The following is a 10,825-nucleotide window of genomic DNA, read 5'->3' on the forward strand; positions in this document are numbered from 1 at the left end:
TATCTTTCCACACCCCCCGCCCCCGGCCGGGGCCCGGCCGCCCCGGCCGCCGCCCCCCCCCCCCCCCCCCCCCCCCCCCCCCCCCCCCCCCCACTACGGGTGCAGCGTCAGTGCAGCAACGCCAGCTCCAGGCCTACCCATGCCAGGAACGCGACGAACAGCACCGCGCCTTCGCCGCGGCTGACCTTCAGGTCGCCGCGCAGCATCGGGTACAGCATCAGCACGAACACGATTGCCGCCGGCAACTCCAGCCGCACGAACGAGGCCGGCAGCGGCATCGGCCGCAGTGCCGCCATGCCGCCGATCACCACCAGCACATTGAACAGGCTGGAGCCGATCACGTGGCCTACGACCATGTCGCCCTGCCCGCGACGTGCAGCGGCAATGGCCGCGGCGACTTCCGGCAAGGCAGTGCCGATGGCCACCGGCAACAAACCGGCCAGCAACGGCGACATGCCCCAGCCCGCACCAATCACCGGCGCCGCATGCACCACGAAACGCGCACCGTAATACAGCACCACCGCCGCGATGACGACACGGATGATGTTGAGCCCGAGCACGGTACGGGTGGTGGCGTAGTCAGCGATGCTTTCCTGCAATGCCGCCGGCTCATGCCGTGCACGCTTCAACAGGAACGCCAGCACGCCGACAAAGCCAAGCAGCAACACGAGGCCTTCGATTCGGCTGATCGCGCCATCCAGCCCGAACACGATCAAGGCCAGCGTCGCCACCGCCAGCAGCACCAGCAGCGGCGACAACAGCCGGGTGCGTACCACCAGCGGGAAAGCCAGCGCCGCCAAACCCAGGGTCAGGCCGACATTGACGATATTGCTGCCGACCGCATTGCCCAGCGCCAGCTCCTGCGCACCAACGGCGAAGGCGCGGACATTGACCACCAGTTCCGGCAGTGAGGTACCGAAGGCCACCAGCAACAAGCCGGCCACGAAGGGCGAGGCACCGAAGCGCTGGGCCAGGCCGGAGGCGGCCTTGACGATGGAATCACCGCCCAGGGCCAGCAGCACCAGTCCCAGGACAAACCATGCGATAGCTTCGAACATTGCGCCTCCCTCCCCTGCAGTGATGACGGCGGTGCCGGGAGCATACCCGCGCTACTGCCTATGGCCGCAGCAGGGTATCAGCCACAGCCCTCCACGTAATCCACCTGCGGCGGCAGGCCCACGCGCCACGTCGTGGCCTTGCCATCGGCACCCAGTTCGACGACCAGCACGCCCTGGCTGCCATCCGTTGCCGGCACCCGCAGCACCTTGCCGCCTTCCACGTACTTGTGCGGCTGCAGCGGCTCGGCCTGTGGGTAAAGCGCCTGCAGCTGGGCCAGGTCCATGCCGATCCTGCCGCCGCCCGGCGCGGCGGTATCGCCACCGCGTACGTCATAGCGCACGAACTTGCCCGCTTCCAGCATGAAGAACGGCCCGCCCTCACTGTGCGCGGCCGGCGACAGGTAATAGCAGCCACCGTCGGCCGCGGTATCGCCCTGCAGCTCGCCCGTCCACGCCGTGCGCAGCTGTTCGGCATCGATGCCGAGTTGTGCGGCGCCATAGCCCTGCCAATCGGCATCGCTGGCAGCAACGGGGGCAGCGCCAGCCGGACTGGGAGCCGGAGCGGAAACAGGAGCAGGAGCGGCAGGTTCGGCAGCTGCTGGCTCAGCCGGCGGCGTGCGCTGGCAGGCCACCAGCAGGACGGTGAACAGTGACATCGGCAGGGCAATGCGCTTCATGCAACAGCTCCGGGCGGGTTCGCGGCCGAGTCTAGCGGCAACGGGGTCCGGCCAGCGCGAAGACAGGCCTGTCATCGTGGTTTCACTTGCCGGCGACAGGCTGGGCGCCTACGTCGCCCGTGCCCAACGCCCATGCAACCGCACAAGACCGAACTTGGCCACACCGTGCTGCAGACGCACCGCGCCGCGCTGGACCTGCGCCAGCGGCGGGCATTGATCCTGTGCGACGGCAAACGCAGCCTGGCCGAACTGAGCGGCATGCTGGGCAACGACGTCCCCGAACTGATCGCGCAACTGCAGCGTGATGGCTATCTGCAGGTGGAAGCACCCACTGCGCCGGCCGCAAAGGCCCAGGCTGCCGATCCTGCACCGGCGCAGCAGCCACACGCCACGGCGCCCGCCACGATCCCGCAGCAGGCGCCCGTCGAGCGGCGCCGATCGATGGTCGCCGCACGCATCTACGTGCTGGATATCCTCGCGCTGCAACGCAACCCTACTGCCGCACAGCTGCACAAGCTTGTGCAGGCAGCGCGCGAGGAAGGCGATACCGTGCAGGCACTGAAGCTGGCTCTGAGCCATCTGCCGGCAATGACCTCGGAAGGCTACACCCAGCGTGTGCGTGGACGCCTGCAGGAAGTGCTGCCGGAAACCCATCTGGCAGCGGTGCTGGAGCCAGCACCGCTGCCGGCATGAATCAGGCCTTGGGCGGCGTGAAGTTGTTGCGCAGCCCGCTCCAGCAAGCCTGGTAGCCGCGCTGGCGGTGCGCGGCATCCATTGCCTGTTCGGTCGGGCAGATCACGCCACGGGTCTCGAACATGAAGGCCATGGTGTCGGTGATCACGTCCGGCTTGGACAGGTCCGCGTGCGAGGCCTTGTCGAAGGTGGCCGCATCCGGACCATGGCCGGTCATGCAGTTGTGCATGGACGCACCGCCCGGCACGAAGCCCTCCGCCTTGGCATCGTAGGCACCGTGGATCAGGCCCATGAACTCGCTGGCGATGTTGCGGTGGAACCACGGCGGGCGGAAGGTGTTCTGCGCCACCAGCCAACGCGGCGGGAAGATCACGAAATCCAGGTTGCTGGTGCCCGGGGTATCGCTGGCCGAATGCAGCACCAGGAAGATCGACGGATCCGGATGGTCATGGCTGATCGAGCCGATGGTGTTGAAGTGGCGCAGGTCGTAGCGGTACGGCGCGTAGTTGCCGTGCCAGCCAACCACGTCCAGCGGCGAGTGGCCAATGTCGGCGCGCCACAGGCGGCCCTGGAACTTCGCGACCAGCTCGAACTGGCCGTCGAGGTTTTCATAGGCGGCAACCGGCGTTTCAAAGTCGCGCGGATTGGCCAGGCCGTTGCTGCCGATCGGGCCGAGGTCGGGCAGCTTCAACAGCGCGCCGAAGTTCTCGCAGACATAGCCGCGTGCCTGCCCGTCCGGCAGCTCGACCGCGAAGCGCACGCCGCGCGGGATCACCGCGATCTGCTGCGGCTCGATCTCGATCACACCCAGCTCGGTGCGCAGGCGCAGCCGGCCCAGCTGCGGCACGATCAGCAGCTCGCCGTCGGCGTTGTAGAAGTAGCGGCCGCGCATGTCGGCGTTGGCGGCGTACAGGTGGATGCCGGCACCGGTATGGGCTTCGGCCGAGCCGTTGCCGCCCATCGTGTACAGGCCATCGATGAAATCGGTGGGCGCGGTCGGCAGCGGCAGCGGGTCCCAGCGCAGCTGGTTCGGCGAGGCCGCCGACCTGCTGAAATCACTGTGCAGGCGTGGCTGCTCGAACGGGGTGAACTCACCGTGCATCGCCGCCGGGCGGATGCGGTACAGCCAGCTGCGGCGGTTGCTGCCGCGCGGCGCGGTAAAGGCGGTGCCGGTCAACTGCTCGGCATACAGCCCGTGCGCCACCTGCTGCGGCGAATTTCGACCCACCGGCAAGGTGCCGGGCACAGCCTCGGTGGCGAATTCATTGCCGAAGCCGGATTGATAAGCGTTGCTGACCATCACGAACCTGCCTGTGTTGTTGCACTTAAAGCCCCTCTCCCTCCGGGAGAGGGGTTGGGGTGAGGGTAAGGCTTTCAGCCATCATCAAAATGGCTTCCAGCACCGCATCCACCTGCAGCAGCACATCGTTGTCCCAGAAGCGCAATACGGTCAAACCTTGCTGCTCCAGGAAGCGAGTGCGCACGCGATCGACGTCTTCATTGTGCTGTGAGCCATCCAGCTCTACTACCAGCCGCTTAGCCTCACAGTAAAAATCAACGATATACGGCGGAATCGGATGTTGCCTGCGAAACTTCAGCCCACCTAGCTGGCCGCTCCTCAACCTGTTCCAGAGCTTGCGCTCGGCGTCGGTCAGATTACGGCGAAGCCTGCGGGCACGACCAAGGGTAACGGTGGGTAGCGGTGGTTTTATGCTGTAGCTCATGAAGCGGCCTCCTTGCGCCTTTCATGATCTTTAGCAGCTTCGCCCTCACCCCAACCCCTCTCCCGACGGGAGAGGGGCTTTGTCCTATAGCGCCTTAGCGCTTACAGCACGCCACGATCCATCTGGTCGCGCTCGATGCTTTCAAACAAGGCCTGGAAGTTGCCTTCGCCGAACCCTTCGTTGCCCTTGCGCTGGATGATCTCGAAGAAAATCGGGCCGATGCAGTTCTTGGTGAAGATCTGCAGCAGCTTGCGCTGCTTGGTTTCCGGGTCGGCGTCGATCAGGATCTTGTTCTTGCGCAGGCGCTCGACGTCTTCGCCGTTGTTGGGGATGCGCAGGTCGACCACGTCGAAGTAGGTGTCCGGCGTGTCCAGGAACTCAATGCCCTGCGCACGCATCGCTTCGACGGTGTCGTAGATGTTGTCGGTGAAGCAGGCGATGTGCTGGATGCCCTCGCCCTTGTAGGCGTCGAGGTATTCGTTGATCTGGCTCTTCGGGTCGGACGACTCGTTGAGCGGGATGCGCACGACGCCGTCCGGTGCGGTCATCGCCTTGGACACCAGGCCGGTCTTGGCGCCCTTGATGTCGAAATAACGGATCTCGCGGAAGTTGAACAGGCGCTCGTAGTAATCCGACCACTGCTGCATGTTGCCCAGGTACAGGTTGTGGGTCAGGTGATCGATGAAGGTCAGGCCGAAGCCGGCCGGGTTCTGGTCGGCGCCTTCGATCGGCTCGTAATCGGTGTCGTAGATGCTTCCGGCACCGCCGTAACGATCCACCAGGTACAGCATGCAATCGCCGATACCCTTGATCACCGGCGCCGATACCGCGCGGGTATCCGCCAACAGATCCACTTCCTCGGCGCCGTTGCCCAGGGCCGCTGACAGCACCTCGGCGGCCGGCTTCTGGAAGCGGATGGCGAAGCCGCAGGCGCTCGGACCATGCTTGGCGGCGAAGTCGGCGGCGAACGAGTTGGGCTCCTCGTTCACAAGAAAGTTGACGCCGCCTTGACGGTAGACGGTAATAGCACGCTGCCGGTGGCGGAGAACGGCCGTGAACCCCATGTTCTTGAAGTACGCGTGCAGCTGGGCAGCCTGCCCCGCCGGTGCGCCGAATTCGACGAACTCAAAACCATCGATGCCCATCGGGTTTTCAAAGGTGGTGACCTGCATGCCCAGGTTGGGCGCGTTGGATGCAGTAGGGGTGTTCATGGGTTGCCTCCGGGAGCATGGCGGTCGCCGGGGTACCGGCGATGAAAACAGGAAGATCCGCCCCAAAAAAGCGGGTCTGGACCGAAGGTTATAGTTTCACATGAAACCACCATCAAGGTGCACTGCAGCATGAGCTCTTCCGATTACAGCAAGTCCACCAGCATCCGCGCCTCGCACGTGTTGCTGGATCTTGAGCAGTTCCTGCCTTACCGCATCAGCGTGTTGTCCAACCGGGTCAGCGGCAACATCGCCCGGCTGTACGGCGAGCGCTACGGCCTGGCCATTCCCGAATGGCGGGTGATCACCATCCTGGCGCTGTATCCGGGCTCCTCGGCCAGTGAAGTGTCCGAGCGCACGGCAATGGACAAGGTGGCCGTCAGCCGTGCCGTGGCGCGCCTGCTGGAGCGCGGTTTCATCAAACGCGAGACCCATGGCGATGACCGTCGTCGTTCGGTGCTGGCGCTTTCGGCCGCAGGCTTCGAGGTCTACGAGACCATCGCGCCGATGGTGATCGAGATGGAACGGCGCCTGATGTCGGCGCTCACCGAAGACGAGGAACAGGTACTCGAACGCCTGATCACGCGCTTGGCCGATGCCGGCCTGCAGCGCATGAACGAGGGTTGATCGTCAGCGACGATCAACTCAGGTGCTTGCGCCGCGCATAGATCCACGGCGCGGCAAGGGCCGCGATCGCACCACCTGCAAAACCCAATGCCGCTGCCACCGCCGCCGCTTCCACGCGGCCAGGCAACGCCAATGCTGCAAGCAGCAACAGGCCGGCCGGCAGACCGATGAACGAGGTCAGGAAGAACCGCCAGCGCGGCACCCAGGTGTGCAGCTGCATCAGGCTGGCGCCGGTCCAGGCATCGTTGGCCTGGTCACGTCTGATTTTGTCCACCAGCTTGACCAGATCGACTTCGGCAGTGCCTTTACCCATCCGCGCCAACGCCAACTCCGCGCCAACGTCGGCCGGCGCCGGCCAGTTGGACGGCCATGCTTCTGGCGCAGCGACGCCATAAGCGGTCAGCAACGGTAGCGACAGGGCCGGCACCGGCAACGCGCGCAGCCGACGCTTGTCCATCACGCACCAGAACTGGGTCAGGCCGTCATTGTTGACTTGGTAGAGCGAGCTGTTCCGGTGCCGGGTAAGGCAAAGCCGTCACCCGAGCCGCCATGGATTCCAGGCCCATCGCGCGCAGGAAGCCGACACGGCTGCGGCCGGAGTGCGCCCAGGCCAGGCCCAACGGCGACAGCAGCATGACCTCGGCGTGGTCACTGACGCCGCTGTTGGCCCGCTCATCACTGGCCAGGAACGCCGACAGGGAATTGGGTTCGGCCACATCGGGCTTGCCCCAGCGCTGCGAGTGGCCGAGCAGGAACTTCAGCGGCACGCGCGCGGCGATGGTTTCGCCACGCACGTTGTCGGAAGCGAACGGCACCACGCTGGCAACGAAGGCGCGCAGCTCGTTGCCGGGCGATGCACTCCACTCCGGCGGCAACAGCCCGGCCAGCAAGCCATTGCGCGCTATCTGGTCGATCTGTTCCTTCTGCTCCACCAGCCGGATGACGGCCGACTGCAACATGATGTTGGGCGGTACTGCGGCCTGCGGCAGCCGATAGCGCGGCGGCGGCATGGATTCTTCCGGTGCCGCACTTTCGTCCAGCAGTTCATCCACCGTGGGCAGGCTGGTGCTGGCGAGCTCCTGCTCAACCGTTGCGGTGCTGGAATCGGGGCTGGCAGCTGGCTGCATGATGAGTGAGGGCAAGGCGCCGGATGCAGAGGGATTGATTCGTTAGCGGCCGCGGGCGAACAAAATGAAGATGCTGCCGCTTCGCCCCCTCCCTTGCGCGCAGCGCAGGGGAGGGTTGGGGAGGGGTGCTTTGGCTTTGGCTTTGGCTTTGGCTTTGGCTTTAGCTTTAGCTTTAGCTTTGGCTTTGGCTTTGGCTTTGGCTTTGGCTTTGCTTGCATCCGACAGCAAAGATCAAAATCAAATGCACCCCTCCCCAGCCCTCCCCTGCGCTGCGCGCAAGGGAGGGGGCGACGAATCCCCAACCCTCCCCTGCGCGATGCGCAAGGGAGGGGGCACAAAAAAAACGGCGCCTTCCGGCGCCGTTCTCGTTCAAGCACATCGCAGGCTTACTGCGCCGGCGGTGCCCATGCTTTCAGGAAGGCATCGAACTTGGCGCGGTCGTAACCCTTGCCCTTCTCCAGATCGCCGGTGAACTGCGAGTGCAGCAGCTGGCCTTCTGCATCCAGCACGAACAGATGCGGATAGGCCTTGATCTCCGGGAAGCGCGCAAGGAACTCGGCGTTCTCGTTCTCTTCGCTGTAATTGACCTTCATCCACACGTAGTTGCCATCGCGGAAGCGACGCAGCTCCGAATCACCTTCCATGAAGGCGTCCAGCAGGTGGCACCAGGAGCACCATTCGCCGCCCACATCCAGGATGATCCGCTTGCCACCACGCTGGGCCTCGACCTTGGCCGTTTCCAGGTCCGCGACCGGGTCACGGGCCGGGTCGAACTGCGCGTTGAGGCCGGCCACCGCAGCGATATCCGCTGCGGTGGGGGTGTTGCCCGATGCCACCGGCTGGCTGGTATCCGCCACCGGCGCCTTCTGTTCGGACGTATCCAGCGGCTGCACCGTTTCAGGCTTGGCGGGCGGCGGCTGATTGCAGCCAGCCAGCGCCACGGTGAGCAACAGGGGAAGCATTCCGAACAGCAGTTTCATCGCCTGACTCCTTACTTCACGCCGTGCATGAGCTTGTTGATCAGCGGAGCGACCAGGAACAGCACCACGCCCGAACCCACCAGGGCCCAGAAGCCGAAGGTGTAACCGGACTGCGCCGATGCCACGGTCATGCCGCCTTCGCCGCTGACCTTGCCTGCAAAGATACCGGCCAGATTGTTACCAATGGCGATCGACAGGAACCAGCAACCCATTGCCATGCCGGCCAGACGGGTCGGTGCCAGCTTGGTGGTCATCGACAGGCCGATCGGCGACAGGCACAGCTCACCGATGGACTGGATCACGTACACCGCGAACAGGGTCCAGAACGGGATCTTGCCGGCATCGTTGACCATGCTCGACAGCGCCACCATCAGCAGCAGGAAGGCCAGGCCGTTGAAGATCAGGCCCAGGCCGAACTTGCGCGGAATCGACGGATTGGCCTTGCCCATCTTGACCCACATCCAGGCCATGATCGGCGCACAGACGATGATGGCCACCGAGTTGACCGACTGGAACCACTCCAGCGGGAAGGTCCAGCTGCCGAATTCGCGGTTGACGATCTTGTCGGCGAGGAAGGTGAACGAGCTGCCGGCCTGTTCGAAGAACATCCAGAACAGCACGTTGAACACGAAGATCACCAGCATGGCGATCACCTTGTCACGCGCGACCGAGCCACTGCGGATGCCTTCCACCAGCAGCATCAGCGCCGGCACGATGAACAGCGTCATCAGGATGGCCTGCAGCGCATTGGCATCGATGGTCAGCAGGAAATAGAACACCGGGATGCCGATCAGCAGGCCCAGCGCGGCCACCAGGCCAACGCGGCCCAGGCTCTTCTGGCCTTCTTCCGGCAGGCCGATGCCCTTGAGCTGTGCGCGGCCGAACCAGAACCAGATCAGGCTGGCCACCATGCCAATGCCCGAGGCGATGAACACCCACTGGTAATGCGGGTCCTGCTCGGTGCCGAAGACCATCTTGGCCAGCGCACCGGTGATGACCGGGGCCAGCAGCGCACCGATGTTGATGCCCATGTAGAAGATGGTGAAACCGGCATCGCGGCGTGCATCACCCTGCACGTACAGCTTGCCCACCATGGTCGAGATGATCGGCTTGAACAGGCCGTTGCCGACGATGATCGTGGCCAGGCCGAGCTTGAAGATCACTTCGCTGGGCGAAACCAGCATGAACAGGCCGATGGCCATGAACAGTGCGCCCAGCAGGATGGAGCGCTGGAAGCCGACCAGCTTGTCGGCGACGTAGCCACCGAAGATGGCACCGGCATAGACCAGCGCCAGGTAGGCACCGTACAGCTCGGCTGCAGGCTTCTCGCCCGAGGCCAGGCCGCCCTGGAACTGCGCGACGATGTACAGCACCATCGCCCAGCGAATGCCGTAGAACGCAAAGCGCTCCCAGAATTCGGCCATGAACAGCATCCACAGTGGCTTCGGGTGGCCGAGGATGGTCTTGAACTCCGGCACGGGCGCCGGGGTTGGTTCGGAATTCGGCGCGGCAGCGCTCATGCGGTGTCCCCTGATCGAAATGGGCAATTACAGAAAGTCGGCCGGAACCGGCGCGACGGGCGAGGATCACAGAAGCGTCGGCTTCACGTCAAATACATACTGCTGCAACCAACCGCCGCGCCAGGCTTGGGCCAGCCGCTTCGAGGCTGGCCCATCATGCGGTGCAAGCCGCTGAATAGGCTGGATTTTCAACCCCGGCAGGGGCTCAGGCGTCGCCTCGGATAGTGGTACGCACTTCGAACAGCTCGGGGAAGAAGGTCAGCTCCAGCGCCTGCCGGAGGAAACCAACGCCGCTGGAACCGCCGGTACCGCGCTTGAAACCGATCACCCGCATCACCGTGCGCATATGCCGGAAGCGCCACAGCTGGAACTGGGTCTCCAGGTCCACCAGGTCCTCGCACAGCGAGTACTCACGCCAGTAGCGGTCGGTGTCCTGGTAGATGTTCTCGAACACCTGGCGCAAGGCCGGGTCGCTGATATGCGATTGGGTCCAGTCATGGCCTTCATAGGCCGCCGGGATGGCATGGCCGAAGCGCGCCAGGTAGGCCAGGAACTCCTCGTACAGGCTGGGCGCTTCCAGCACCTCACGCAGCTGCGCCTGCCCTTCCGGGTCGTGGGCAAACACGTTGAGCATGTCGGCGTTCTTGTTGCCCAGCAGGAACTCGATATAGCGGTACTGCAGCGACTGGAAGCCCGAGGACGGACCCAGCACGTCGCGGAAGCCCATGTACTCTGAGGGCGTCAGGGTCTCCAGCACCGCCCACTGCTCGGTCAGCAGGCGCAGCACCTGCTTGGCCCGGGCCAGCACCTTGCGGCACTGCCAGACCTCGTCGCGCTGCATGTGGCCGCGCGCCGCGCGCAGCTCATGGGCCAGCAGCTTGAGCCACAGCTCCGAGGTCTGGTGCTGGATGATGAACAGCATTTCGTCGTGGTGCGGCGGGTTGGACAGCGGCTGCTGAGCCGACAGCAGCTGGTCCAGGCGCAGGTAGCCGCCATAGGTAAGCCGGCCCTGCAGGTCGGTATGGATACCGGCTTCGAGCTCACGCTGGTTCTTTTCTACGGTCATCGGCCTGGCCATCTGATGGGGCGGCAAGGGTAACGCAGGGTTGCACCTCCTGTAGTGCCGACCCATGGTCGGCAGAGGCAGTACCGGTGAAGCCCCTGCCGACCATGGGTCGGCAGAGACCTTTCCCGCGCAAACGGAATCGAAA

Annotated in this window: 12 protein-coding genes; 2 read left to right on the top strand and 10 right to left on the bottom strand. The window is 64.6% G+C overall.

Going from position 1 to position 10,825, the window contains the following annotated elements; translation table 11 throughout:
* Positions 1 to 107: 107 nt before the first annotated feature.
* Entirely contained in the window at positions 108 to 1,058 is a 951-nt protein-coding gene (locus tag QMX78_RS17115) for a calcium/sodium antiporter (RefSeq protein ID WP_282271776.1), read from the bottom strand.
* A gap of 77 nt (positions 1,059 to 1,135) precedes the next feature.
* Positions 1,136 to 1,735 (bottom strand): lectin, encoded by a 600-nt coding sequence (locus tag QMX78_RS17120; protein WP_282271777.1) that lies wholly within the window; start codon positions 1,733 to 1,735, stop codon positions 1,136 to 1,138.
* Between the two features lie 132 nt (positions 1,736 to 1,867).
* On the opposite strand from QMX78_RS17120, the gene QMX78_RS17125 reads away from it, so the two are divergent.
* Complete coding sequence (locus QMX78_RS17125) at positions 1,868 to 2,428, top strand: hypothetical protein (protein ID WP_282271779.1); 561 nt, start codon at positions 1,868 to 1,870, stop codon at positions 2,426 to 2,428.
* A gap of 1 nt (position 2,429) precedes the next feature.
* On the opposite strand, the gene hmgA is transcribed toward QMX78_RS17125, so the two are convergent.
* From hmgA to hppD, 3 genes are all read right to left on the bottom strand, one after another.
* Positions 2,430 to 3,728 (bottom strand): homogentisate 1,2-dioxygenase, encoded by a 1,299-nt coding sequence (gene hmgA / locus QMX78_RS17130; protein ID WP_282271780.1) that lies wholly within the window; start codon positions 3,726 to 3,728, stop codon positions 2,430 to 2,432.
* Positions 3,729 to 3,753: 25 nt separating this feature from the next.
* Positions 3,754 to 4,152 carry an endonuclease domain-containing protein gene (locus tag QMX78_RS17135; protein WP_282271781.1) on the bottom strand — a complete coding sequence of 133 codons (399 nt, stop codon included), beginning with the start codon at positions 4,150 to 4,152 and terminating at the stop codon, positions 3,754 to 3,756.
* Between the two features lie 101 nt (positions 4,153 to 4,253).
* A complete protein-coding gene (hppD, locus tag QMX78_RS17140) occupies positions 4,254 to 5,363 on the bottom strand; it encodes a 4-hydroxyphenylpyruvate dioxygenase (RefSeq protein ID WP_282271782.1) in 1,110 nt (369 codons plus the stop codon).
* 129 nt (positions 5,364 to 5,492) lie between these two features.
* Between hppD and QMX78_RS17145 the strand changes: the two genes are divergently transcribed.
* Positions 5,493 to 5,987, top strand: a complete 495-nt coding sequence (locus QMX78_RS17145; RefSeq protein WP_282271784.1) for a MarR family transcriptional regulator — start codon at positions 5,493 to 5,495, stop codon at positions 5,985 to 5,987.
* A 13-nt stretch (positions 5,988 to 6,000) separates the two neighbouring features.
* Here the strand turns inward: QMX78_RS17145 and QMX78_RS17150 are convergent, their stop codons facing one another.
* From QMX78_RS17150 to QMX78_RS17170, 5 genes are all read right to left on the bottom strand, one after another.
* Positions 6,001 to 6,444: a hypothetical protein gene (locus QMX78_RS17150; protein WP_282271787.1), complete on the bottom strand. Its 444-nt coding sequence runs from the start codon at positions 6,442 to 6,444 to the stop codon at positions 6,001 to 6,003.
* 25 nt (positions 6,445 to 6,469) lie between these two features.
* Positions 6,470 to 7,129: a hypothetical protein gene (locus tag QMX78_RS17155; protein WP_282271789.1), complete on the bottom strand. Its 660-nt coding sequence runs from the start codon at positions 7,127 to 7,129 to the stop codon at positions 6,470 to 6,472.
* Positions 7,130 to 7,500: 371 nt separating this feature from the next.
* Positions 7,501 to 8,094 (bottom strand): thioredoxin family protein, encoded by a 594-nt coding sequence (locus QMX78_RS17160; RefSeq protein ID WP_282271791.1) that lies wholly within the window; start codon positions 8,092 to 8,094, stop codon positions 7,501 to 7,503.
* A gap of 11 nt (positions 8,095 to 8,105) precedes the next feature.
* Entirely contained in the window at positions 8,106 to 9,614 is a 1,509-nt protein-coding gene (locus QMX78_RS17165; RefSeq protein ID WP_282271793.1) for a peptide MFS transporter, read from the bottom strand.
* 205 nt (positions 9,615 to 9,819) lie between these two features.
* The gene (locus QMX78_RS17170) at positions 9,820 to 10,680 is read right to left on the bottom strand and encodes a tryptophan 2,3-dioxygenase family protein (protein WP_282271794.1); all 861 of its coding nucleotides are present in this window, start codon (positions 10,678 to 10,680) and stop codon (positions 9,820 to 9,822) included.
* Positions 10,681 to 10,825: the final 145 nt, after the last annotated feature.

The organism is Stenotrophomonas sp. PS02298, from assembly GCF_029959445.1.
Taxonomy (GTDB): domain Bacteria; phylum Pseudomonadota; class Gammaproteobacteria; order Xanthomonadales; family Xanthomonadaceae; genus Stenotrophomonas.

Coding starts and splice junctions, on each gene's coding strand:
- QMX78_RS17165 (WP_282271793.1), bottom strand. CDS start 9,614: ATGAGCGCTGCCGCGCCGAATTCCGAACCAACCCCGGCGCCCGTGCCG.
- hppD (WP_282271782.1), bottom strand. CDS start 5,363: ATGAACACCCCTACTGCATCCAACGCGCCCAACCTGGGCATGCAGGTC.
- QMX78_RS17115 (WP_282271776.1), bottom strand. CDS start 1,058: ATGTTCGAAGCTATCGCATGGTTTGTCCTGGGACTGGTGCTGCTGGCC.
- QMX78_RS17125 (WP_282271779.1), top strand. CDS start 1,868: ATGCAACCGCACAAGACCGAACTTGGCCACACCGTGCTGCAGACGCAC.
- QMX78_RS17160 (WP_282271791.1), bottom strand. CDS start 8,094: ATGAAACTGCTGTTCGGAATGCTTCCCCTGTTGCTCACCGTGGCGCTG.
- hmgA (WP_282271780.1), bottom strand. CDS start 3,728: ATGGTCAGCAACGCTTATCAATCCGGCTTCGGCAATGAATTCGCCACC.
- QMX78_RS17135 (WP_282271781.1), bottom strand. CDS start 4,152: ATGAGCTACAGCATAAAACCACCGCTACCCACCGTTACCCTTGGTCGT.
- QMX78_RS17120 (WP_282271777.1), bottom strand. CDS start 1,735: ATGAAGCGCATTGCCCTGCCGATGTCACTGTTCACCGTCCTGCTGGTG.
- QMX78_RS17150 (WP_282271787.1), bottom strand. CDS start 6,444: ATGGACAAGCGTCGGCTGCGCGCGTTGCCGGTGCCGGCCCTGTCGCTA.
- QMX78_RS17145 (WP_282271784.1), top strand. CDS start 5,493: ATGAGCTCTTCCGATTACAGCAAGTCCACCAGCATCCGCGCCTCGCAC.
- QMX78_RS17170 (WP_282271794.1), bottom strand. CDS start 10,680: ATGACCGTAGAAAAGAACCAGCGTGAGCTCGAAGCCGGTATCCATACC.